Source organism: Amycolatopsis albispora (assembly GCF_003312875.1).
Classification (GTDB): domain Bacteria; phylum Actinomycetota; class Actinomycetes; order Mycobacteriales; family Pseudonocardiaceae; genus Amycolatopsis; species Amycolatopsis albispora.
Genome location: NZ_CP015163.1, coordinates 6,007,268 through 6,029,542 on the forward strand (window position 1 = coordinate 6,007,268; position 22,275 = coordinate 6,029,542).

Annotated in this window: 22 protein-coding genes; 7 read left to right on the forward strand and 15 right to left on the reverse strand. The window is 69.3% G+C overall.

Features of this window, described 5'->3' with window-relative positions:
- Positions 1 to 4 precede the first annotated feature (4 nt).
- Positions 5 to 820 carry a galactan export ABC transporter ATP-binding subunit Wzt/RfbE gene (gene wzt, locus A4R43_RS28405; protein WP_113695092.1) on the forward strand — a complete coding sequence of 272 codons (816 nt, stop codon included), beginning with the start codon at positions 5 to 7 and terminating at the stop codon, positions 818 to 820.
- Positions 821 to 822: 2 nt separating this feature from the next.
- Entirely contained in the window at positions 823 to 1,722 is a 900-nt protein-coding gene (gene glfT1 / locus A4R43_RS28410; RefSeq protein WP_113695093.1) for a galactofuranosyltransferase GlfT1, read from the forward strand.
- A 7-nt stretch (positions 1,723 to 1,729) separates the two neighbouring features.
- Here glfT1 and A4R43_RS28415 read toward each other — a convergent pair whose 3' ends face one another.
- The 5 genes from A4R43_RS28415 to A4R43_RS28435 form a co-directional block, all read right to left on the reverse strand.
- Positions 1,730 to 2,017: a hypothetical protein gene (locus A4R43_RS28415; RefSeq protein WP_162788629.1), complete on the reverse strand. Its 288-nt coding sequence runs from the start codon at positions 2,015 to 2,017 to the stop codon at positions 1,730 to 1,732.
- A 65-nt stretch (positions 2,018 to 2,082) separates the two neighbouring features.
- Complete coding sequence (locus A4R43_RS28420; RefSeq protein ID WP_162788630.1) at positions 2,083 to 2,370, reverse strand: hypothetical protein; 288 nt, start codon at positions 2,368 to 2,370, stop codon at positions 2,083 to 2,085.
- Between the two features lie 52 nt (positions 2,371 to 2,422).
- Positions 2,423 to 3,889 (reverse strand): hypothetical protein, encoded by a 1,467-nt coding sequence (locus tag A4R43_RS28425; protein ID WP_113695096.1) that lies wholly within the window; start codon positions 3,887 to 3,889, stop codon positions 2,423 to 2,425.
- 11 nt (positions 3,890 to 3,900) lie between these two features.
- A complete protein-coding gene (locus A4R43_RS28430; protein WP_113695097.1) occupies positions 3,901 to 4,335 on the reverse strand; it encodes a hypothetical protein in 435 nt (144 codons plus the stop codon).
- 110 nt (positions 4,336 to 4,445) lie between these two features.
- Positions 4,446 to 5,228 (reverse strand): ESX secretion-associated protein EspG, encoded by a 783-nt coding sequence (locus A4R43_RS28435; RefSeq protein ID WP_113695098.1) that lies wholly within the window; start codon positions 5,226 to 5,228, stop codon positions 4,446 to 4,448.
- A gap of 119 nt (positions 5,229 to 5,347) precedes the next feature.
- Here A4R43_RS28435 and A4R43_RS28440 point away from each other — a divergent pair, with 119 nt between their 5' ends.
- On the forward strand, positions 5,348 to 5,593 hold the full coding sequence (locus A4R43_RS28440) for a hypothetical protein (RefSeq protein ID WP_113695099.1): 246 nt from the start codon (positions 5,348 to 5,350) through the stop codon (positions 5,591 to 5,593).
- On the opposite strand, the gene A4R43_RS28445 is transcribed toward A4R43_RS28440, so the two are convergent.
- The 3 genes from A4R43_RS28445 to A4R43_RS28455 all read right to left on the reverse strand — a co-directional run bounded on the left by A4R43_RS28445 (position 5,590) and on the right by A4R43_RS28455 (position 9,124).
- The gene (locus A4R43_RS28445) at positions 5,590 to 6,600 is read right to left on the reverse strand and encodes an acyl-CoA dehydrogenase family protein (RefSeq protein ID WP_113695100.1); all 1,011 of its coding nucleotides are present in this window, start codon (positions 6,598 to 6,600) and stop codon (positions 5,590 to 5,592) included. The genes A4R43_RS28440 and A4R43_RS28445 overlap by 4 nt on opposite strands.
- Positions 6,601 to 6,641: 41 nt before the next feature.
- Positions 6,642 to 8,549: a glycosyltransferase gene (locus tag A4R43_RS28450; RefSeq protein WP_113697951.1), complete on the reverse strand. Its 1,908-nt coding sequence runs from the start codon at positions 8,547 to 8,549 to the stop codon at positions 6,642 to 6,644.
- 137 nt (positions 8,550 to 8,686) lie between these two features.
- Positions 8,687 to 9,124 carry a GtrA family protein gene (locus A4R43_RS28455; protein ID WP_113695101.1) on the reverse strand — a complete coding sequence of 146 codons (438 nt, stop codon included), beginning with the start codon at positions 9,122 to 9,124 and terminating at the stop codon, positions 8,687 to 8,689.
- Positions 9,125 to 9,227: 103 nt separating this feature from the next.
- On the opposite strand from A4R43_RS28455, the gene A4R43_RS28460 reads away from it, so the two are divergent.
- Together A4R43_RS28460 and A4R43_RS28465 are read left to right on the forward strand one after the other, a co-directional pair.
- Positions 9,228 to 10,610: an FAD-binding oxidoreductase gene (locus A4R43_RS28460; RefSeq protein WP_236808334.1), complete on the forward strand. Its 1,383-nt coding sequence runs from the start codon at positions 9,228 to 9,230 to the stop codon at positions 10,608 to 10,610.
- Positions 10,607 to 11,365, forward strand: coding sequence for a decaprenylphospho-beta-D-erythro-pentofuranosid-2-ulose 2-reductase (locus A4R43_RS28465; RefSeq protein ID WP_113695102.1), 759 nt, complete (start codon positions 10,607 to 10,609; stop codon positions 11,363 to 11,365). Before A4R43_RS28460 ends, A4R43_RS28465 begins: the two co-directional genes overlap by 4 nt.
- Positions 11,366 to 11,438: 73 nt before the next feature.
- Here the strand turns inward: A4R43_RS28465 and A4R43_RS28470 are convergent, their stop codons facing one another.
- Positions 11,439 to 12,353: a WXG100 family type VII secretion target gene (locus tag A4R43_RS28470; RefSeq protein WP_113695103.1), complete on the reverse strand. Its 915-nt coding sequence runs from the start codon at positions 12,351 to 12,353 to the stop codon at positions 11,439 to 11,441.
- Positions 12,354 to 12,519: 166 nt separating this feature from the next.
- Between A4R43_RS28470 and A4R43_RS28475 the strand changes: the two genes are divergently transcribed.
- Entirely contained in the window at positions 12,520 to 13,044 is a 525-nt protein-coding gene (locus A4R43_RS28475; RefSeq protein ID WP_162788631.1) for a YceI family protein, read from the forward strand.
- Between the two features lie 9 nt (positions 13,045 to 13,053).
- Here A4R43_RS28475 and A4R43_RS28480 read toward each other — a convergent pair whose 3' ends face one another.
- From A4R43_RS28480 to glf, 5 genes are all read right to left on the reverse strand, one after another.
- A complete protein-coding gene (locus A4R43_RS28480; RefSeq protein ID WP_236808335.1) occupies positions 13,054 to 14,616 on the reverse strand; it encodes a hypothetical protein in 1,563 nt (520 codons plus the stop codon).
- A 108-nt stretch (positions 14,617 to 14,724) separates the two neighbouring features.
- Positions 14,725 to 16,245, reverse strand: a complete 1,521-nt coding sequence (locus A4R43_RS28485; RefSeq protein ID WP_236808337.1) for a hypothetical protein — start codon at positions 16,243 to 16,245, stop codon at positions 14,725 to 14,727.
- A gap of 71 nt (positions 16,246 to 16,316) precedes the next feature.
- The gene (locus A4R43_RS28490; RefSeq protein ID WP_113695105.1) at positions 16,317 to 17,318 is read right to left on the reverse strand and encodes a decaprenyl-phosphate phosphoribosyltransferase; all 1,002 of its coding nucleotides are present in this window, start codon (positions 17,316 to 17,318) and stop codon (positions 16,317 to 16,319) included.
- Positions 17,315 to 17,830 (reverse strand): phosphatase PAP2 family protein, encoded by a 516-nt coding sequence (locus A4R43_RS28495; protein WP_113695106.1) that lies wholly within the window; start codon positions 17,828 to 17,830, stop codon positions 17,315 to 17,317. Before A4R43_RS28495 ends, A4R43_RS28490 begins: the two co-directional genes overlap by 4 nt.
- Entirely contained in the window at positions 17,823 to 19,049 is a 1,227-nt protein-coding gene (gene glf / locus A4R43_RS28500) for a UDP-galactopyranose mutase (protein WP_113695107.1), read from the reverse strand. Before glf ends, A4R43_RS28495 begins: the two co-directional genes overlap by 8 nt.
- 79 nt (positions 19,050 to 19,128) lie before the next feature.
- Between glf and A4R43_RS28505 the strand changes: the two genes are divergently transcribed.
- Positions 19,129 to 21,093 (forward strand): DUF6541 family protein, encoded by a 1,965-nt coding sequence (locus A4R43_RS28505; protein WP_113695108.1) that lies wholly within the window; start codon positions 19,129 to 19,131, stop codon positions 21,091 to 21,093.
- Between the two features lie 218 nt (positions 21,094 to 21,311).
- On the opposite strand, the gene A4R43_RS28510 is transcribed toward A4R43_RS28505, so the two are convergent.
- Positions 21,312 to 22,199 carry an LLM class flavin-dependent oxidoreductase gene (locus A4R43_RS28510; RefSeq protein ID WP_113695109.1) on the reverse strand — a complete coding sequence of 296 codons (888 nt, stop codon included), beginning with the start codon at positions 22,197 to 22,199 and terminating at the stop codon, positions 21,312 to 21,314.
- Positions 22,200 to 22,275 lie beyond the last annotated feature (76 nt).

Sequence of the window (22,275 nt, forward strand, 5' to 3'; positions counted from 1 at the left end):
ACCAATGGTCAGCATTGATGTTCGCAACGCCTACGTCGACTTCCCGATCTTCGACGCGAAAACGCGTTCGCTGAAGAAGAAGGTCATCGGGAAGGTCGGCGGCAAGATCGGCACCGGCAGCCGGATCCCGATCATCGAGGCGCTTCGCGACGTGACGATCTCGCTGAAGGAAGGCGACCGCGTCGGCCTGGTCGGGCACAACGGCGCGGGCAAGTCGACCCTGCTGCGGTTGCTGTCCGGCATCTACGAGCCCACGCGCGGCTCGGCGCGGGTGGTCGGCAAGGTGGCGCCGGTGTTCGACCTCGGCGTCGGCATGGACCCGGAGATCTCCGGCCTGGAGAACATCATGATCCGGGGCCTGTTCCTCGGCATGACCCGCAAGGAGATGGAGAAGCGGGTCGACGACATCACCGAGTTCACCGAGCTCGGCGACTTCCTCCAGATGCCGCTGCGCACCTACTCCACCGGCATGCGGGTGCGCCTGGCGCTGGGCATCGTCACCTCGATCGACCCGGAGATCCTGATCCTGGACGAGGGCATCGGCGCGGTGGACGCGGCGTTCATGGCCAAGGCGCGCGACCGGCTCAAGGACCTGGTGCGCCGGTCCGGGCTGCTGGTCTTCGCCAACCACTCCGACGAGTTCCTCGCCGAGTTCTGCGATTCGGCGATCTGGATGGACGAGGGTGAGGTCAAGCAGCAGGGCTCGCTGCGGGAGGTGCTCACCGCCTACAAGGGCCGGGACCCCTTCCAGAACCTGAGCCCCGAGGCGCTGGAACGGATCGGGCAGGCCCCGGTCCTGAGCGGGAACGGCGGCGAGTAGACGTGGAGCAAGCGCTGGCGGCGGGTTCGGTGGTGGCCGTGGTGGTCACGCGCCACCGGCGTGAACTGCTCGCGGACTCACTGAAGGTCATCGCCGCGCAGACGCGGCCGGTGGACCACCTGGTGGTGGTGGACAACGGGCCGGACCAGTCCGCCGAAGACGTGGTCGCCGCGTTCCCACTGCCCTACACCTACCTGCCCTCGCACCGGAACCTCGGCGGGGCCGGTGGTTTCGCGCTGGGCATGCTGCACGCGCTCTCGCTGGGCGCGGACTGGGTGTGGCTGGCCGACGACGACGGCAGGCCAGCGGACGAGAACGTGCTGTCGGTGCTGCTGGAAGTCGCCGAACGGCGGAACCTGGCCGAGGTTTCGCCGGTGGTGTCGAACATCGAAAACCCGGACAAGCTGGCGTTCCCGTTGCGGCGCGGGCTGACCTGGAAGCGCTCGGCCGCCGAACTGGGCGACGACTTCCTGCCCGGCATCGCTTCGCTGATGAACGGGGCGCTGTTCCGTTCGTCCACTTTGGACGTCGTCGGCGTGCCGGACCTGAGGCTGTTCTTCCGCGGTGACGAGGTCGAGCTGCACCGGCGGCTGGTGCGTTCGGGGCTGCCGTTCGGGACCTCGCTGCGCACCACGTACCTGCACCCGGACGGCTCGGACGAGTTCAAGCCGATGCTGGGCGGGCGGTTCCACGCGCAGGACCCGTCGAACGAGGTGAAGCGGTACTACACGTACCGGAACCGGGGATATTTGCTGTCGCAGCCGGGGATGCGGAAGATCGGCGCGCTGGAGATCGTCCGGTTCGGCCTGTACTTCGTGGGTGTGAAGCGGGATCCGAAGGCGTTCCTGCAGTGGCTGAAACTGGTGCGCCAGGGGCGGCGGGAACACTTCTTCCGGTACTGATCTTGTTTTAGCTGGTGTAGGGGTACAGGGTCAGCTGGCCCGGCTCGATGGTGACCAGAATCCACTTCCCGTGGATTTCTTCTCCGGTCGGTATTTCCATGGTCACCACGGAACTGCCCAGCCGGACGGCAAAGAGGTCGTCCCCGAGGGCGGATTCCACCAGCCCGACCAGTTCGATCCGGCCTTCGCGCCAGGCCAGGCGGGGTGCCCGCTCCGGGGTTGGGCCCCAGGTGAGCAACTCGGCGATCTCCAACTCGACTTCGCCGGTCGAAACGGGCCCAGCCCACTTGGCCACCGCGGCACCATAGGGCGAGTCGAACTCAACCAACCCGGCTTCGCCCTCTTTACGAACCACAACCCTCATCGCCGACTGCGCACGGTTTGCGGGAGCACTCCGGCACCCCACAGCTTGTCGAGGTGGCCGAGCAGGCCCATCAGGTCGCCTTCCCGAAGGCGCCGAAGTTCGGCCGAATTCTCCCCCGGATCGTCGCACCACGTGTCACGAATGTGGCTTTCGAGACGTTCCGCGTCTCGAAAGCCACATTCGTGACACTGCCCCTCGCTGATCGCCGCCCGCAGGTACAGGGCCTCGACCCGCTCGTACTCCTCGCGCGGGTCGTAGGCGCCAGCGTCACCGTACTTGGTCACCTTGTGCTGGAACGGAGGCAAACGACCTCCACCCAAACAGCGCGAAGGCAGGCTATTCGCCGATTACCGGGGGTGCGGTGCGCTGGTCGGTGCCGAAGATCTCGTCCGGGTCGCCTTCGAGGAGGTAGTTGGGGCGCGTGTGCTCTTCGTCCTCGCCGCCCTGGCCGCGGGCGCCGCCGGCGCCCATGCCGCCGCCCATGCCCGCGCCGCGGCCGGCGGCCGCACCGGGGCCGCCCATGCCGCGACCGGCGGCTTCGGCCGCGCCGACGCCGCCCGGCTTTGCCATGCCGGCACCGGACGCCGAACCCGCGCCGGCGCCACCACCGCCCGGACCGAAGCCCGGGGTGCCCGCGCCGCCGCCACCGCGGCCGATCTTGCTGTTGTAGTCACCGGCGCCACCACCGGGACCGAACTGCCCCATGCCGCCCATCGGCATCGGCGCGTACGGGCTCGGGTTGGTGGGGTTGATGTTCTGCCCGCCGGGATTGCTGAAGTTCGGCGGCTGGTACCCCTGCGGATTGGTGTTCGACGGCAGCGAGCCGGTGCCGATCTTCGAACCGTCCTGCAGCTGCGGTGGGGTGCCCACGGAACCACCGCCGCCGATGCCACCCGAGCCCGAGCCGCCGCCCGAACCGGAGCCGCCGCCGGGGATGTTGCCCGCCGAGCCGCCGTTGGAGCCGGAGCCACCGGTGCCGTCGTTGCCGTTGCCGCCCGGCGGGGTCACCGATCCGCCGCCACCGTCGTCGTACTTCGGGGGCTCGGCGAACACCGGCTGCTTCGAAGCGGCCTCGTACAACTCCTTGTCGTAGTCCGCCATCACGCCCGCGGCTTCGGTGTGCGCCTGCTGGCTCTTGTGATAGGTGTCGATGGACTCGTTGATGTTCGACATCAGGTCGAGCGGGTTGCTGCCCCACTTCTCCATCTCGGTGTTCCAGTCGAACGGAACCTCCTCGGGCATCTTGTTCTTCGCCCTGGTGGCCGCGTCCGCCTGCTGGAACATCACCTCCGACGCCAGCTTCGCGTTCTCGGAGTTGCCCTCGGACCAGGTGGCCAGGCTGCTGAAGTACTTGCGCGCGGAACTCGCGCCCTCGCCCTCCCAGGCCCCCATCGACTTGTTCACCGCGTCGCTGAGCGAGGTGGCGAAGTCCTTGAAGTCCTTGTGCAGCTGGTGGTAGGCGTCCGAAACCTGGACGACCTGCTCCGGCTTGAGATTGCTGTTGACGTACGAGCTGATCTGCGAGTGGTCGTGGCCGAGGTAGTCGGCGTCGGACGGCTTGAGCCCCTCGACGTACTGGACGTCACTGTTGGCGGTCAGCGTCCGGACGTTGTTCTCGCCCATCTTGTCGGCCTCGCCCTGCGCCTTCAGGCGGGCCTGCATCTCCAGGATCGGGCCGAGCAGCCAGCTGTCCTGCGGCACCCCGTTGGCAGCCTGTTCCTGCAGGTAGGCGTCGCGCTGCGAAGGCGACATCTCCTGCAGTTCCTGCGGCGTCTTCGGCGCTGCGGGGGGCGGCGTGGTCATCTCGGTTCCCCTCAGACGTTGTAGGTGGCCACGTCGGACTGAGCCGTCGCTTCGGTCTCGTCGTAGATCCCGGCGGCCCGCTGCAGCGCCTCGGTGGCCTGCACGAGCACCTGGTCGAACTGCTGGAGCACCACGTTCGCCGAGCCGGCCTCGTTGTCCGCGCCCTTCTGGTCGTGCGCGGCCACGGTGTAGCCGTAGTCGTGGCTGCCGAGCTGCGGGACCTGCCGGAGTGCGTCGTTGAAGGCCATCTGCGCCTTGAGGCGGTCGCGCATCTTGGTGATCGAGTCGATCATCCCGTGGACGGCGCCCTCTTCGATCTTGAACCCGCCCGACTTCGCGGCCTCGACCAGCTTGTGGGTCTCGGCCTTCGTCGAAGCGATGGCGTCGGCGTTCATCGAGCCCGCGAGCGGCTTCAGGCTGGAGAACGAGCCTTCAGCGGGAATCATCCTTGCCCCAACTCCTCAGTACCGTCAGCTGTCCCACCCGGATTCTACTCAGCACTCCGACGCCGGTGAATCACAAACGGTTCCATTGGCAAATGAGGGCGCTCACAGCGCTACAGATACCCCTCGAGCTGCTGGAACAGCTGCTGGGCGATGCGCGCGTTGTCGGCCGGGGCGTAGGTCAGCCACTGCTGGCCGTCGGCGGCCTGGCGCATGGTGCTGAAGTAGCGGCCGTCCTCGTTGTCGAACCAGGCGATCGGCGCCAGGTTCACCGGGGTGCCGTCCTGGCCGCGGACGAACGCGGTGAACTGGCCGATCCGCTTCTTCGGCTTCTCGAAGATGCGCTCGACCGCACGCAGCTGCGGTGGTGACGACGAGTGCGTCCGCGGTGCGGCGACACCGGCGAACGGGTCGTAGCTGTCGTCGGCGTGACGCGGGCGCTTCGGGCGCGGCGCGGGCTTGGCGATGGTCACCGACTGGCCGGGACCCGCCGGGGTCATCGGCAGCAGGTCGACGATGGCGGGCACCACGCCGGTCGGCCGCGCCTCCTCGAAGACCAGCAGGTTCTCGTCCTGCCGGACCACCACGCCGAACTGGCCGTCCGCGGCGGACCTGGCGAACAACCGCTTGCCGCCTTCGAGCTGCGCGGCCGCGGTGATCGCCACCGGCGCGCGGACGAAGGCGCCGAGCGCGATTTCGACGTCACCGTCGAGGCGGCCGCGGTGCAGCATGCCGCGGGATTCCAGGTCGCGGAAAACGGCGTCGCGCACCTGCATGCGCTGGGTGCGCGTGGTGCCGATGTGCGGTATCTGGAAGGGAAAGGGCGCCCGGCCGAGGCGGGTGTGCTCGAGCAGGATGTCCACCGCCGCCAGCGACAGCGAGAACGAGTGGGCCATTTCCTCTTCCCCCGTTGAACGCGCGAAACCCGGTCGCCACAGCACGTTAGCCCACCGGACGGCTCCGCTGTCAGCGAACCGCCTTGTCCGCGGGAGATCAACGCTGCTGTGCTGGGACCATGACCGAATCCAGGCCCGCACTCGTCGTACATCTGGCCACCGGTGGCGAGCCGCTGGTCTTCGCCCTCGAACCCGAAACCGACCTGGTCGAGTTCCAGAAGCGGCTGCGCCTGCAACTGGAGCACGGCTCGGTGGACGCGGTGAAGACCAAGGAGGGCACCACGGTCTTCGTGCACTACGGCAAGGTGGCCGCCGCCTACGTCGAAGACCTCCAGCGCAAGGGCAAGGTGTTCGGGCTCCACTAAGGGACGAGCAGGTCGAGCAGCGCGGCCTTCGTCTGCGGCCGTCCGGCCGCGATCAGGGTGAACACGGCCTCGCGGGCGAGCCGCTGGGGGTGGTTCGCGCGGAGCACGCTGGCACTGCCGGTGGCGGCGACCAGCACACCGGCGGCGCGGTGGGCCAGTTCGGACGCGGCCGCGCGCGCCGGGTACAGCAGGTCCGCGTCCGCCAGCCCGGCGTCGAGGCGGCGGCGGACCTCGTCGAGCTCGGCACGCAGCTTCGCCGCGCGCCCGGTGTCGCCGAGTTCTTCGAGCAGCCGGATGATCCGCCCGGTCAGGCCGCAGGCGAGGCAGCCGTTGAGCCGGGAGCCGACCACCTGCCCGGCCGGCATCTCGGCGTGCGTGGTCTCGCCGACCACCTGGTCCGCGGGCAGTTCGTAACCGTCGAATTCGAGGCGGACGGTGCTGGTGGCCTGCGCGGCGACCAGGTCGAGGCCCTCGACCCGCAGCGTGCGCCCGGCGGCCGGTTCGACCAGGCCGTTGATCACCTGGTCGCCGTCGCGGGCGGAAACCTGCAGGAAGTCGATGTTGCCCCAGCCGCTGACGAACGGGGCTTCACCGTGCAGCCGGAACCCGCCGTCCACCCGCTCGGCACGCAGCCGCGGCACCGGCGGAATGGCCCCGGCGAACGCGACCCCGAAGCGGGTCTCACCCTTGAGGGCCGCCGCGAGGTGCTGTTCGCGGAGGTCGGCGCTGGGCGTCGAGCTGAGCGCGAGCACCACGCCGTGGTGCTGCATCCAGGTGAACGTCGTGCTCAGGCAGCCGCCGACGAGCGTCTCCAGCACGGCGACGATCTCGGGCAGTTCGAGGCCGGGACCACCGATCTCGGCGGGCGCGGCGAGGGCGTAGAAACCCTCCTCGGCCAGCAGGTCGAAGTGGCTGCCCGGCACCACACCGCGCGCGTCGACCGCGTTGGCGGCCGGGAAGAACACCTCGTCGGCGATGCGCCGGGCCCGATCAAGGAAAACGCCCATGGACTTAGGCTAACCTAAGTCCATGGGCGGAAAGCACTAGCTCACAGCTCGTAGAGGCGCGTCCAGTTCTCGCGACTGGTCAGCTCGGGCATCGCGCGCTTGTACTGCTCCTGCACCGCGGCACCCTCCTTCCGCAGCCGCTGCAGCACCTTGATGCCGCGCTTGCCCAGTTCGAACATGCGGTCCCGGTCGTACTTGCGGACCCGCACGCCCTCCTGCGAGGCGTCGGTCACCACGGCGGTGTCGAACAGCGAGATGTGCCACCAGGTGGCCTCGTCGTTCGGCACCGCGCCCAGGCTGAACCGGTGCTTGCCGAGCAGCCGGTCGATGATGCGCTTGAGCAGGATGACCCGCTGCAGGCTCGGCCGCGGCGCCGCGTTGATGATGCCGATGTCCGAGGACGCGATGCCCGGCACCTCGGTCGCCTTGTGGCGCTTGGTCTCCGGGTACTCCTCGCGGATCTTCCGGATCTCCTTCATCGCCGCGACGCCGCCGTCACGCAGGATCTCCGGGCCCTCGAGAAAGTCCTCGACCGCCTTGATCAGCGTGGCCGACAGGCCGTACTGCATGCCCAGCAGGTACCGGACCAGCTGCGCCACCAGCACGCGCGTGAGCAGGTTCAGGTTGAACGGGCTGTGCAGCGCGGCGGTGATGATCGAGTTGCGCAGGTTGAAGTACCGGTGCCACTCGTCCCAGTCCTTCCAGCCGAAGTCGGCGTGCCAGACGCCGGCCCCGGGCAGGGTGACCGTCGGGAAGCCCTTGCCGCGGGCGCGGTAGCTGTACTCCGCGTCGTCCCACTGGAAGAAGAACGGCAGCGGGTAGCCGATCTCCTTGACCACCTCGTACGGGATCAGGCACGACCACCAGCCGTTGTACCCGGCGTCGAGGCGGCGCTCCTGCCGGTTCGGCTTGCCGGTCTCCTCGTCCACGCCGAGCAGGTCGGCGGTGTTCAGGGAGTGCTCCACCGGCTGGCCGGGCTCCAGCGTGTTCAGCCGCGCGTACTCGGCGCCGACGTGCAGCTGGTCCGGGTGCAGCAGGTTGAGCATCTGGCCGCCGACGATGATCGGATTGGCGGCGCGGTTGGAGAACGCGGTCAGCCGGATCACCAGGTCCGGCTCGAGCAGCACGTCGTCGTCCATGAACAGCACGTTCGCGTGCTCGGTCTCGGTGTGCCCGGCGACCTCGTACAGGCCGCGGGTGAAGCCACCGGCACCGCCGAGGTTCGGCTGGGTGATGTAGTGCAGCTTGTCGCCGAGGTCCTTGACCACCTGGGCGAAGCCCTCGCGGCTCTCCACCCGGTCGGTGCCCTGGTCGGCGACGTAGATCGCGTCGAGGGTCTCCAGCGAGTTCAGGTCGCCCGCCAGCGCCTGCAGGTTCGACAGGCAGTCGTCGGCGCGGTTCATCGTGCAGATGGTGACCGCGGTCGGGCGGATCCGCTCCGGCGAGTCGACCGTCCAGCGCACGCGCTCCACGGTCAGCTGCTGCCCGGCCTCGGTGGACAGGTCCAGCCAGAGCGCGCCGCCGTCGTAGAACTTGTCGATCTTCGCTTCCAGGCTGACCTGGGTGGCGTTCGCGCCGGTGATCTCCCGCGCGGTGACCGTGCGGTGCTCGCCCTCGAAGTCGGAGGCACCGATGGTGAGCAGGCCGTCACCGGTGACGGTGGCCTCCACCCGCACCTTGTCCACGGTGGTCCAGCGCTGCCAGTAGCTGGCCGGGAACCGGCCGAAGTAGGTGTTGCCGGAGACCTTCGCCGACGGCTCGAGGGTGACCCCCGTGCGGCGACGGGCGGCCACGCCCAGCGTCACCTCCGCGTACAGGTCCTTCGACACCACCTCGGACGGGCCGGCGAACAGGCCGCGCTGCGCGAGCAGCCGTTCGGAAGGGGTGCGCTCGGAGAACACCGTCTGCTCCTCACCGGAAGCGTCCGGAAGGGTGCCGTTCGACGCCATGTCCTTGACCGCGGCGCCGCCAGGCTGTCCGGTCACTGCTTTACCGGGCATTAATCCTCAGTCCTCCAAGGGGGATTCCAACACGCGGTCACAAAGTACAGGTTGAGTCTGTGAAGAGTTCACAGACGGTCACTGAGTCACGACTTCTCGCGAAACACGACCCACTTGAGCATCACGAAGTTGATGGTCGTCGCCATGCCCTGGGCGATCACCCAGGCCAGCGCGACCCGCCAGCGGAAATCGGGGAGCAGGCTCAACGCCAGCGCGTTCGCGCCGACGTTGACGAAGAACGTGACCGTGTAGAGCAGCACGAAGCCGCCGAGCTGGCCGGCACCGCCGGTGGTGGCGGCGGTGAAGGTGAATCGGCGGTTCAGGAAGTACGCGGTGGTGGTGCCCGCGATGAAGCTCACGGCCTTCGCCAGGTGCACCCAGGTCCCGGCCTGCAGCAGCAGCCAGTACAGCCCGGAGTCGACCAGCGCGCAGAAGCCGCCGATCAGCACGAAGCGGACCAGCTGGCCCAGTAATCCGGGCGAGGCCGATCGGGCCGGGACCGCCTCTGGCTCGGTTGCCACCACCGCGCTACCTCATCGACCTGGGGTCATTGACGGCAGCCAGTGTAGAAGCGCGTGGTTAAAGGGCCGTGATGGGGCGGTGACTTCCCTGGCTACCCTGGTCAGGGTGAGCCAACCGAGCCCGAAACTCCAGACCGAGCGGCGGACACTGACCGGGTGGGGGCGCACTGCGCCGACCGTCGCCGAAGTGCTGAGCACGCCGGACGCCGACCTGATCGCGAAGGCGGTGGCCCAGGCGGGTGGCCGCGGTGTGATCGCGCGTGGCCTCGGCCGCTCCTACGGCGACCCGGCGCAGAACGCCGGTGGCCTGGTGGTCGACATGACCGCGCTGAACCGGATCCACTCGATCGATCCCGACGGCGCGGTGGTCGACGTGGACGCCGGGGTGAACCTCGACCAGCTGATGCGCGCGGCGCTACCGCACGGGCTGTGGGTCCCGGTGCTGCCCGGCACCCGGCAGGTGACCATCGGCGGTGCCATCGCCAACGACATCCACGGCAAGAACCACCACTCCGCGGGCAGCTTCGGCAACCACGTGCTGTCGATGGAACTGCTCACCGCGGACGGCCAGGTGCGCACGCTGACCCCGGACGGCCCCGAGGCCGAGCTGTTCTGGGCGACCGTGGCCGGCATCGGCCTGACCGGCATCATCCTGCGCGCGAAGATCGCGATGAAGAAGACCGAGACCGCGTACTTCGTGGTCGACGCGGACCGCACGGACAACCTGGACGAGACGCTGGAGCTGCTCACCAACGGCTCGGACCGCAACTACGACTACTCGATGTCGGTGCCGGACCTGATCAGCCGTGACGAGCGGCTCGGCCGGGCCACCTTCTCCCGCGGCTCGCTGGCCAAGCTGGACGACCTGCCGCCGAAGCTGCGGGCCGACCCGCTGAAGTTCGACGCGCCGCAGCTGCTCACCCTGCCGGACGTGTTCCCGAGCGGCCTGGTCAACAAGCTGACCACCACGCTGGCGGGCAACGTCTGGCTCCGCACGGTGCCGAAGAAGGGCATGCGCGGCAAGATCCAGAACCTGACGCAGTTCTACCACCCGCTGGACATGCTCAGCGAGTGGAACCGCGGCTACGGTTCGAAGGGCTTCCTGCAGTACCAGTTCTCCGTGCCGTTCGGGGCCGAGGACCAGCTCAAGGGGCTGTGCCGGCGGATCGCCGAGTCGGGCCACTACTCGTTCCTCAACGTGTTCAAGCGGATGGGTGACGCCAATCCGGCGCCGCTGTCCTGGCCGTCGCCCGGCTTCATGCTCAGCGTGGACTTCCCCATCCGGGGTGATCTCGGCCGGTTCTGCACCGAACTGGACGAGCACGTGCTCGCCGCGGGCGGCAGGCTCTACACGGCGAAGGACTCGCGCACCGCGCCGGAGACCTTCGCGAAGATGTACCCGCGCCTGGACGAATGGCGCAAGATCCGCAATTCCGTTGACCCCGAGGGCGTGTTCGCGTCCGACATGAGCCGGAGGCTGGGACTTTGATCGACGCCGTGGGAAACCCGCAATCGCTGCTGCTGCTCGGCGGCACCTCGGACATCGCGCTGGCGATCGCCGAGAAGTACCTCGCCGACGGTGGCCCGCTGCGCGTGGTGCTGGCGGCCCGGCCGTCCGAGCGGCTGGAGGCGGCCGCGCAGCGGCTGAAGAACGCCGGGGCCGAGGTGTCCACGGTGCCGTTCGACGCCAAGGACACCGGCTCGCACCCGGCGGTCATCGAGCAGGCCTTCGCCGACGGGGACATCGACGTCACGGTGGTCGCGTTCGGGCTGCTCGGTGACGCCGAGGAGGTCTGGCAGGACCACGCCAAGGCCGTCGAGCTGGCCACGGTGAACTACAGCTCGGCCGTCTCGGTGGGCGTCGCGCTCTCGGAGAAGCTGAAGCAGCAGGGCCACGGCACGATCATCGCCATGTCGTCGGTGGCCGGTGAGCGCGTGCGCCGGTCCAACTTCCTCTACGGCTCGTCCAAGGCCGGGTTCGACGGCTTCTTCCTGGGCCTCGGCGAGGCGCTCGCGCCGTACGGCGTGAAGGTCACCGTGGTCCGCTCCGGCCAGGTGCGGACGAAGATGACCGAGGGCATGAAGGACGCCCCGCTGACCACGGACGCCGAGCAGGTCGCCACCACCGCGGTGGACGCGGCCCGTCGCGGCAAGGACCTGGTGTGGTCGCCCGCGCCGTTCCGGTTCGTCATGTCGGCGCTGCGGCACGTGCCGCGGCCGATCTTCCGCAAGCTGCCGGTCTGAGCGACCAGCTGCCCGGGCGCGGGCACGCCTGCCCGCGCCCGGCTGTCCCTTGTGGACGGTCCGGGGACCGGCGTCATTCGCGCGCCAGTCCGAGGAACTCCTGCTGCTCGCGGTCGTACCGCTGGGTCAGCCCGTTGCCGTAGCGGTCCCACCAGTTCTGCACCTGGCCGCCCTGGCGGGTGGTGGTGTTGCCGTAGATCTCGCGGTCGTACTCCAGGCGCGTGTCGCGGAACTGCTGCTGGAACTCCTCCGGGGACAGCCCCTGGATGTACTGGATGGTGTCCTGGCTCAGCCTGCCGCTCTGCTGGATTTCGGCGCCCGCCATGGAGTTCAGGATCGCCTGCACCCCGCCGACCCCGCGCATGTGCGCGCCGGACATGATCGCCGCCTGCACGCCGGCGTCGGTGAAGTTCAGCGCCCCCGCCTGCCGCGCGCTGTCCGACATGTGCCGGGTGACCACGGCGATCTCCTCCGCGCTGCCCTGGCCGTGCAGGCGCCGCGCCTCCATGATCTCGCGGTACGCGGTGCCGTTGCCCTCGCGGAAGCCGTACGCCTCCTGGCGGCCGCCCTGCTCGCCGGAGGCGCCCTCGGACCGCATGATCGACTCGACCACGCGCGGGTCGAGCTGGTCCGGGTTGCCGCCCGCCGCGGCTCCGCCACCTTGGGCCTGTGCCTGCTGGACCTCGCCGTTGCCACCGTACCCCCGCGCGGTGGCGCGGTCGGCGTCGTCGTAACCGTCCACAGCGGACTTCAGCTTCTCGGTCAGGTCCTCCACCAGGTTGACGAACCGGCTCAGCCCGCTGACCAGCTGCTGCTGCAGGTTCGCGTTCGCCCCGGCGACCGAACCGCCGATCTGCGCGAACGCCAGCCCGTCGAGCACCAGCCGATCGAGGTCCCTGGTGGTCTCCATGGCGGTGGACCCCAGCTCGCGCACCGTGCTGGTGATGCTGCGGACCTCGGCTGGCTCGATTCGGTACTCTCCGGCCACGGCGACTCCTCTCGATCCGGCTTGGCAGGTCGAGAATTCACCAAATCGAGGCGGGCCTCCACGGCCGAATTACCCACCGGAGCGGCGGCACATCCACCGATCGGCTGACGGCGATTCCACCGGCTCCCTAATGGTTTTCCGGTCCGAGCTGGGAAATCATGGCGGCATGACGACCGTCGAACTGCCCGCGCCCGGCACCTACCGCATCGATCCCGCCAGTTCGCTGGTCGCGCTTTCGGGGCGGCACCTGTTCGGGCTGGCGCCGGTGCGTGGCCGGTTCGCCGTCCGGGCGGGCACCATCCAGGTCGCCGACCCGATCACCGACTCGCTCGCCGAGGCGTCGATCGACGTGGCCAGCTTCGACACCGGCAACAGCCAGCGCGACAACGAGGTGCGCTCGCCGCGTTATCTCGACGCCGGGCGGTACCCGCTGATCGAGTTCATCTCCGGCCGGGTGGCGCGGGAGGACGGCGCGTGGAAGCTCACCGGCGAACTGACCGTCCGGGACACCACGCGCGAGGTCACGCTCGACATCGAATCCGCCTCGCGCGCGGACGACGGCTTCACCGTGCGCGCCCGCACGAAGGTGAACCGCACCGATTTCGGCGTCACCACGCTGCGCGGGCTGGGCGGCAGCGTTTTCGAACTCACCCTGGAGGTCACCGCCGTCACCGCCCCCCACCCGGCCTGACGGCACGAGTCACCAGGGCTGGCCGGTGGGGCGGGCGTTGTCGGCGGTGACCAGGTACAGCTGCTGCGTGCCGGACCAGGGTGAGCTGATCGTCCAGCTCGCCAGCGCGGTCGGCGGCGGTGCCTCGTGCGTGACCTCGAGCACCAGGTCGGTGTCCGCCGGGGCGATCGAGTGGTCGAAGAACCGGAAGTTCAGGTCGATCAGCGCCTTGCCGAGCGCGCTCGCCCGGCTCTCGCTCTCCGCGATCGCGGGCGCCACCGCGCCCCGGTCGGAGAACAGGTCCACGATCGGGCAGTCACAGGCGTAGGCCAGCGCGCCGATCTCGCCCGCGCTGTGCACCTTGCGCCCCTGCGCGACCTGCGCCAGCTGCTCCCCGATCGCCAGGTACTGCTCGGACGCGGCGTGGTTGCTGGTCAGCGGCGCGTACTGACGCGGCAACCCGGGCGCCAGGTAGACCGCGACGGCCACCGCGGCCACCACCGCCGTGCCCGCCAGACCCGCGCCGGCCAGGACCCGCTGCCGGAAGGCCACGCCGTCCACCGAGGCCACCGCGGCCGCCAGGAACACCGTCGTAGCGGCGATGCTGGGCCCGTAGTACCAGTGGTACGGCGGCACGTTCAGCCACGAATACGCCAGGTAGTGCGCGAAACCCGCCATCGCGAGCACCCCGAACGGCTGGATCCGCCGCGCGGTCTCGCTCCCGCGCGCCAGCAGCGCCAGCCACAGCAGGCACAGCAACCCGGCCAGCACCACCGGCAGGAACGACAGCACGGTCTGCGCCGGGTAGTCGCGGAGGTACAGCAGCGGCCCGTTCGTGAAGCTCCACTCACCCCACGACCGCTGCAGCGTCTTGATGATCACCGTGTCCGGCACGGCCGAGCCGAGCCCGACCCAGCTGATGGTGAACCAGGGCCCGGCCACCGCCAGCGCGGCGAAGAAGGTGCGCCAGATCCCGGTCCAGAACGACCGCCGCGCGACGAAGATGACCAGCGCCATCACCAGCAGGTCGAACCGGACCAGCGCGAGCGCGCCGACCACCAGCCCGAGCGCCACCGGACGGCGTTCGGTGGCGAAGACCAGCGCCCAGACCACCCCGGCCGCGCCGAGCGCGATCTCCAGCCCGATCGACGAGATCAACAGCGGGTTGATCGTGGTCAGCGCCACCGCCAGCGGCGCGAACCAGGCGGGCAGCCCGATCCGCTCGCCGAGCCGCCGCAGCCCGAGCGCCAGCAGCACCTGCGCCAGCACGAAGAGCACCGCCGCGGCGAACACCGCGTCCCGCAGCACCACGGTCAGCGCGGCCAGGCACAGCACGTTCGCCGGCGAGGTGGCGGTGTTGGCCACGCCGTCCGCGATCAGCCCCCAGTGCCCGTGCAGGGCGAGGTTCTTCGCGTACGACAGCGTGATGTAGGTGTCGTCGATCAGGTGCGGCTTGGCCAGCGCGAAGACCACGGTGGACACCGCGGCCACCCCGGCCGGGAAGTACCAGAACCTCGCGGTGCGCGGACCCGGTCTGGCGCCCGAGTCCGGCGACGTGACGGACTCGGTGGCTTCGGGTAAGGCGCTACGCATCGCTGAAGAGTGTAACCGCTACTGTGATCCGTCCGTTATCTGCGCGATATTAAGTTCCCATTGCTGTGCTTGCCTGCACGGGGGACGACCCCCGGACCCCCGAACTGCTTAGGGCCGAGAGGCCGGTACCAGCGAAAAGTGCCCCACGCCCTTGGCCGCCGAGTGCACCGTCCAGCTGTCCGGTCCGGTGGCCGGGCCCGCCGCGTACTTCAGCTCGTACTGGATCGGCTCCGGCTTGATCGACCGGTCGAAGAAGAAGTAGTTCACCCGCAGCGCGAAGCTGGTGATCGGGTTGGCCTCGGCGATCCGCTTCTCCACCTTGTCCACCACGCGCCCGCGGTCGGAGAACTCGTCGACGATCTTGCATTCGCAGTAGTAGGCCAGCGTGCCGATCTCACCCGGGCTGGACACGGTGGCGCCGTTGAGCCGTTCACCGAGCGCCTTGCCGACGCGCGCGTAGTCCGGCGCGCTCGCCCAGTTGCCGAAGATCAGCGGCGACTCCCACGGCACCCCCGGCTTGGCGATCACCGCGATGTTGCCCAGCAGCGCCAGCCCGACTAGGCCGAGCACCAGCGCGGGCGGCCGCGACTCGAGCCGCTCCTGCTCACGCGAGCGGGCCAGCCAGAAGGCCACGATGGCCACCCCGGACATGCTCAGCGAGACGATCGGCGCGACGAAGTACCAGTGGTACGGGCCGACGCCCATCAGCGTGTAAACGCCGTAGTAGACCACGCCACCGGCGCCGAGCGCGGCCAGCGGACCGATCTTCACCACCTTCTCCCAGCGCACCGCAAACCGCACCAGGAACCAGCTGACCAGCACGAACAACCCGGCGAGCGCGGGCGCGAAGGCGATCGCGGTGACGATCTTGCGGCCGGTGAAGTACATCACCGGGCCGGTGAAGAAGCTCCACTCGCCGAACAGCCCGCCCTGCAGCTGCTTGATCACCAGCGTGTCCGGCACCGCCGAGCCGAAGGCGATCCAGCTGAACAGGTACCAGGGCCCGGCCACGGCCACCGCCGCCAGCACCGCCCTGACCAGCTTCCGCCGGATCGCGGCCGCGGAGAACGCCAGGATGAGCACAAAAACGACCAGGTCGAGCCGGATCATCACGGCCAGGCCGGCGATCGCGCCGAACCACACCGGGCGGCCTTCGACGGCAAAAACCGTGAGCAGGATCAGCGCCGCCGGGATGAGCAGGACCTCGAGCCCGATCGCGGAGAGCACGAACGGGTTGAGCAGCACCACCGCGATGCCGAGCACCCCGGCGAACGACGGCAGCCGCAGCGCGGCCACCAGTCGCATCCACGCCCAGCCGATCACCCCGCCGGCCGCCACGGTGACCAGGCCCAGCGCGATCACCGGGTGCGCGTCGCCGAAGATCCGGGTGAGCAGCGTGGCCAGCGCCAGCAGCAGGATGTTCAGCGGGGAGGTCGCCGAGTTGGCGTGCTCCCCGGCGATCAGGCCCCACTCGCCGTGCACCGCGAGGTTCTTCGCGTACGCCAGGGTGATGTAGGCGTCGTCGGTCAGGCTGTCCTTGACCACCAGGAACAGCGCCGCCGTGGCGACCACCGCGAACACCGGCAGCCACCACGCCGCGCGCACGTGGTCGCGGACGGAGGTGGTCACCTCAGCTTCTTGAGAACCCGCCGAGATCGGCTCCACCGTCTGCCCTATCGACATGTGCGTGAGTCTTCCGTTTACAAGTAGTAGGCCAAGCCCAGCGTGACGACCCACGTCACGCCGAGGATCTGCAGGATCCGGTCGCTGAGCGCGATCTCCTCCGGCTCGCCCGCCTTGCCGCCGTCGACGTCGACGGCGTACCGCAGCACCGCGACCACGAACGGCACCATCGAGACCACCGGCCACACCGAACCGTCGGCGCGCTCACGCAGCTCGAAGGCCCACAGGCTGTACGACATGATCAGGATGGCGGCCGAGGTCGCCCAGACGAACCGCAGGTAGCTCGCCGAGTACTTCTTCAGCGAGCTGCGGATCTTCGCCCCGGTGCGCTCGAACAGCATCACCTCGGCGTACCGCTTGCCGGCCACCATGAACAGCGAGCCGAACGCGGTGACCAGCAGGAACCACTGCGAAAGCGCGATACCGGCCGCCACGCCACCGGCGATCGAGCGCATCAGGAAGCCCGAGCCGACGATCGCCAGGTCGATCACCGGCTGGTGCTTGAGCCCGAAGCAGTAACCGAGCTGCACGGCCTCGTAGACCACCAGCACGATCGACAACTGCGGGCTGGCCAGGAACGAGATGCCCAGCCCGACGCCGAAGAACACCACGGCCGCGGCGTAGGCCACCGGGACGGGCACGATGCCCGCCGCGATCGGCCGGTTCCGCTTGGTCGGGTGCGCCCGGTCGGCTTCCACGTCGATCGCGTCGTTGATCAGGTAGATCGAGGACGCCACCAGCGAAAACGCCACGAAGGCGATGGCGGCGTCCAGCAGCACGCCACCGTTGCCGAACTGCGCCGCGGTGAAGGGGGCGGCGAAGACCAGCACGTTCTTCACCCACTGACGCGGGCGCGCGGTCTTCAGCACCCCCATCGCGGTTCCGAACGGGCCCTTGCCCTTCGCGGGCGCGACCGGCTCCGGTTCCGGCGCGTCTTCCGCCGTCTCCAGTTCGTCGGACAGGACCGGCTCCTGCTCGGTCTTGTCCTTCTCGTCGGTTCGCTCGGTTGCTTCACTCATCTTTGCTTCAGCTTCCGTCGGATGAGACCGCCGACGACCCCGCCCAGTGCCGCTCCGGCGAGCACGTCCGTCGGGTAGTGCACGCCGAGCACGAGGCGTGAGGCCAGCATCGGCGGCACGAGTGCAGGCACGAGGTTACGCCCGGTCAGCCCGGAGTAGAGCACCGCCGCCGCCGTGGTGGACGTGGCGTGCGAAGACGGGAAGCTCAGCTTGCTCGGGGTGCCGACCAGCACCTCGACGCTCGGGTGCTCCGGCCGGGGGCGGCGGACCACCCGCTTGACCGCGATCGACGCGGCGTGCGCGCCGACCACCCCGGCCGCCGCGACCAGCCAGTCCTTGCGCCGCTTCTGGTCCACGGCGGCGCCGAGGAGCCCCAGCGCGAACCAGCCCGCACTGTGCTCACCGAAGTGGCTCAGGCCACGCGCGGCCTTCACTGTGGCCGGGCGCTTGATCGCGCCCTGGACCTTGGCGAGCACCTTCACTTCGGGCGCGGGCTCGTTCTTCTCAAGCATCGAGCGACCCGTCGAGCGGGGCACCGTCGGTCAGGTGCGGGGCGATCTTGTTGTCGAAGGCGGTCAGCGCGGAGCCGATCGCCATGTGCATGTCGAGGTACTTGTAGGTGCCGAGACGGCCGCCGAAGAGCACGTTGCGCTCCTTGGCCTCGACCTTGGCCAGCTCCCGGTACTTCTCCAGCTTGTCGCGGTTCTCCGGGGTGTTGATCGGGTAGTACGGCTCGTCCTTCTCGTCGGCGAACCGGGAGAACTCGCGGAACACCACCGTCTTGTCGTTCGGGTAGTGCTTGCGCTCCGGGTGGAAGTGCCGGAACTCGATGATCCGGGTGTAGGGCACGTCCTCGTCGTTGTAGTTGACCACCGAGGTGCCCTGGAAGTCACCCGTTTCGACGACCTCGGACTCGAAGTCGACCGTGCGCCAGGTGAACCGGCCGGCGGAGTAGTCGAAGTAGCGGTCCAGCGGCCCGGTGTACACCGTCGGGGTGCCCGCGGGGATCTGGTCGCGCACGTCGAAGTAGTCGACGTTCAGCCGCACCTCGATGTTCTCGTGCTCGGCCATCTTCTCCAGCCACGCGGTGTAGCCGTTGACCGGCAGGCCCTCGTAGGTGTCGTTGAAGTAGCGGTTGTCGAAGGTGTAGCGCACCGGCAGCCGGGTGATGATGTTGGCGCCGAGGTTCTTCGGGTCGTTCTCCCACTGCTTGGCCGTGTAACCGCGGATGAACGCCTCGTAGAGCGGGCGTCCGATCAGCGAAATGGCCTTTTCCTCGAGGTTCTTCGCGTCCTCGGTGTTGAACTCCGACGCCTGCTTGGCGATCAGTTCGCGCGCCTCGTCCGGCGTGTGCGACTTGCCGAAGAACTGGTTGATCAGCGCGAGGTTCATCGGCAGCGGGTAGACCTGCCCCTGGTACTTGCCGAACACCCGGTGCTGGTAGTTGGTGAACTCGGTGAACTGGTTCACGTACTCCCACACCCGCTTGTTGGAGGTGTGGAACAGGTGCGCGCCGTACTTGTGCACCTCGATCCCGGTTTCGGGCTCGGCCTCCGAGTAGGCGTTCCCGCCGATGTGGCTGCGGCGCTCGAGCACCAGCACCCGCTTGTTCAGCTGGGTGGCGGCCCGCTCGGCGACGGTCAGGCCGAAGAAACCCGACCCAACCACGATCAGGTCGTACCCGGCGAATTCGTGTTCAGTAATCTTGACGGGGTTCGTCTGCGCGCTCACGGGCGCCCAGGGTACTCACGTACCCCGGACGGACTGCGCGCCGCCCATTGCCAACCCCTGGAATACACCGTAGGAAGCCGTGCCAACACCGGATACGTTCTGGACCTCCCTGAGCACGATCAGTGTCTACCTGGTCGTGCTGGCGGTGCCGGGCGGATTGATCGGGATCGGCGCCGGCCTGCGGGGCTGGGCCCTCGCCGGGCTCGCCCCGCTGTTCACCTACTTTTCACTGGGTTCGGCCGGGCCGTGGCTGTCCATGGCCGGCCTGCCGTACAACACGGCCACCGCCGCCGCCTTCTCGCTGCTGATCGCCGGGCTGGCCTTCGGCGTGCGGATGCTGGCGCGCTCGCGTGGCTGGGTGTCGAAGGTGCCCGAGCCGAAGGGCCCCACCTGGAGCAGGCGGGCACACGCGGCGGTGATCGGCTGCGTGCTGCTGGCCACCGCGCTGTCGATGATCGTGGTGCTCTCGGCCGCCGACGGCGCCAGCTCGGTCTTCCAGCGCTGGGACACCGTCTACCACGCGAACGGCATCCGCTACATCGCCGAGACCGGCGACGGCTCGCTGGTCGGCATGTCGACCATCAACTGGTACCCGGACGGCTCCTTCTACCCGAACGCCTACCACCTGGTCGGCGCGCTGGTGTACTCGATCTCCGGGGCCAGCATCCCGGCCGCGCTGAACGGCATCACGGTGCCGATCGCCGGCATCTTCGCGCTGTCACTGGTCGCCGCCATCCGCCAGTTCGGCGGCCGCGCGGCCTTCGCGGGCAGCGCCGCCATCGTGGCCGGGGCGGCCACCACCGGCGCCTACGAATCGGTGTCGAGCGGGCTGCTGCCGTTCGCGCTGGGCATCGTGCTGACCCCGCTGGCCGCGGTCGCCCTGCAGCGCTTCCTCACCCGGCCGGACGTGGAGTCCGGCATGGTGTTCACGCTGACCATCGTCGGCCTGCTGCTGGCGCATTCGAGCGCGTTGTTCGGCGCCATCCTGTTCACCGTGCCGCTGCTGCTCCAGCGCTGGTTCAGACGCGAGGGGGTGTGGTGGCGGGACCTGCTGCGCATGGTCCCGGCCGGGGTCGCCGCCCTGGTGCTGGCGGCACCGCAGATCCTCGGCGCGATCGCCTTCACCTCCAGCTCCTACCCCTACATCCCGTGGGCGTCGGACATCCCGGTCTCCTCGGCGCTGGCCCAGCTGCTGACCTTCCGGCAGGTGCTGCAGGAACCGCAGATGGTGCTGTGCGTGCTGCTGGTCGCGGGCATCCTGACCGCGCGGGCGCTCGGCTCGATGCGCTGGGTGGCCTTCTCCGCGCTGCTGCTGTCCGGCATCTTCGTGCTGGTCGCCTGCTACGGCGCGCTGCCGTGGGTGATCTCGTTCTCCCGGCCGTGGTGGAACGACCGATACCGGCTGATGTCGCTGGCCGCCATCCCGCTCTGCCTGCTCGCCGCGCACGGCCTCGCCGAACTGCAACGGCTGCTGGCCAAGGTGGCCGCGGGCTGGGACTGGGTCAAGGCACGCCCGCGCCTGCCAGCCCGGATCGGCGTGGCCAGCGCGGTGCTGCTGGTCAGCGTGCTGGCCGTGGGCACCAACGGCTTCTACACCACGGCGAACGCGACGGCGGTGGCCTACGCCTACCACAACGGCCCGGAATCGGTGGGCCGTCCGGTGCCGGTGACCGACTTCGAAGTCGACGCCATGCGGGAGATGGGCAAGTTCGCCGTGCCGGGTGAGAAGGTGCTCAACGACCGGCTGGACGGCACGGCGTGGTTGTTCGCCATCTCCGGCGTGCGGCCGGTGGCCGGGCACTACGACCCCGGCGTGGCCCCGCCGGACGCCACCTACCTGTCGAACCACTTCCGCGAGTACGACACGAACCCGGAGGTGCGCGCGGCCGTGGAGCGGCTGAACGTGCACCACGTGCTGCTGGGTTCGGGCTCGATCAAGCCGGACGTGCTCCGGGCGCCGGGGCTGCGCGACCTGGACGGGCTGCCGTTCCTGGAGAAGATCTACGCGAACCCGGACGCGATGATCTACCGCATCCTGCGCTGAGGATTCTCCGCCGCGAAAACGGAGAGACCTCCGCGTGGCCGGGCCGCCCCTGCCCGTGTGTGGCCACGCGGAGGCCGTCTCGCCCCCAATCACCCCCGGGGTGATCCTTCGAGTCCGGGCGTCACCCGGCTCAGTCTGGTTCGCGCTACTAGAACGATGACTCCCGAGACCAGTAATCGGTTTCCATCTCGACCAAGTGTCACTCGATAGGGTGAATCTCAGCTGGCTTGCAGCGCGGGGAGTACATCCGCCGCCACCTCTTCGAGCACCGCCTCGCGGCCCTCGTACCAGCTGCTCGACCGCGGCCAGTGCGAAACCACGTCGGTGAAGCCCAGCTCCCGCGCGCGCCCGGCGGCGTCGGTGAAGGCGCCCACGCTGCTCAGCGAGAAAACCGGCGCCGCGTCCAGGCTCAGGTAGCGGTCGATGCCGTCGTGCTCACGGCCCGCCGCGGCGAGGATCTCGTCGAACCTGGCGACCGCCTCGCCGACGCCCTGCCACCACTGCTCGAGGTCGTCGGTCTTGCGGCCGGTGGTCACCCAGCCGGAGCCGAACCGGGCGGCCAGCCGCATGGTCCGGGGCCCGTTCGCGGCGACCAGGAACGGCAGCCGCGGCCGCTGCACGCAACCCGGCAGGTTCCGCACCCCGCGTGCGGTGTAGTACTCGCCGGGGTAGTCGAACTTGTCCTGGGACAGCAGGCCGTCCAGCGCCTCGACGAACTCGGTGAACCGGTCGGCTCGCTGGCGGTCGGTCAGCTCCGGCTCGCCGATGGCTACCGCGTCGTAGTGTGCGCTGGAGACCCCGGCACCCACGCCGAGCAGGGCGCGGCCGTCGGAGATGTCGTCGAGCGTGATCAGCTCCCGCATGAACGGCACCGGGTGCCGGGCCACCGGGGAGGCGACCAGCGTGCCCAGCCGGATCCGCTCGGTGACCGTGGCGGCGGCGGTGAGCGTCGGGATGGCGCTGAACCACGGGCCGTCGACGAGGTCGCGCCAGCCGAGGTGGTCATAGGTCCAGGCGTGGTCGAAGCCATACTCCTCGGCCGCCCGCCACTTCGGCTCGGCCGCCCACCAACGATCTTCGGGAAGGATCACAATGCCTACTCGCACCAGCTCAGCGTAGGGGCGAAGCGGTGGGTGACCATGCCGGGTCGAGCCCGGATCAGGTGCGCTCTGGAAAACTGGC

Coding starts and splice junctions, on each gene's coding strand:
- A4R43_RS28425 (WP_113695096.1), bottom strand. CDS start 3,889: ATGACCACGCCGCCCCCCGCAGCGCCGAAGACGCCGCAGGAACTGCAG.
- A4R43_RS28480 (WP_236808335.1), bottom strand. CDS start 14,616: ATGCGTAGCGCCTTACCCGAAGCCACCGAGTCCGTCACGTCGCCGGAC.
- A4R43_RS28490 (WP_113695105.1), bottom strand. CDS start 17,318: ATGAGTGAAGCAACCGAGCGAACCGACGAGAAGGACAAGACCGAGCAG.
- A4R43_RS28440 (WP_113695099.1), top strand. CDS start 5,348: ATGACCGAATCCAGGCCCGCACTCGTCGTACATCTGGCCACCGGTGGC.
- A4R43_RS28475 (WP_162788631.1), top strand. CDS start 12,520: ATGACGACCGTCGAACTGCCCGCGCCCGGCACCTACCGCATCGATCCC.
- A4R43_RS28445 (WP_113695100.1), bottom strand. CDS start 6,600: ATGGGCGTTTTCCTTGATCGGGCCCGGCGCATCGCCGACGAGGTGTTC.
- A4R43_RS28435 (WP_113695098.1), bottom strand. CDS start 5,228: ATGGCCCACTCGTTCTCGCTGTCGCTGGCGGCGGTGGACATCCTGCTC.
- A4R43_RS28450 (WP_113697951.1), bottom strand. CDS start 8,549: ATGGCGTCGAACGGCACCCTTCCGGACGCTTCCGGTGAGGAGCAGACG.
- A4R43_RS28430 (WP_113695097.1), bottom strand. CDS start 4,335: ATGATTCCCGCTGAAGGCTCGTTCTCCAGCCTGAAGCCGCTCGCGGGC.
- A4R43_RS28495 (WP_113695106.1), bottom strand. CDS start 17,830: ATGCTTGAGAAGAACGAGCCCGCGCCCGAAGTGAAGGTGCTCGCCAAG.
- wzt (WP_113695092.1), top strand. CDS start 5: ATGGTCAGCATTGATGTTCGCAACGCCTACGTCGACTTCCCGATCTTC.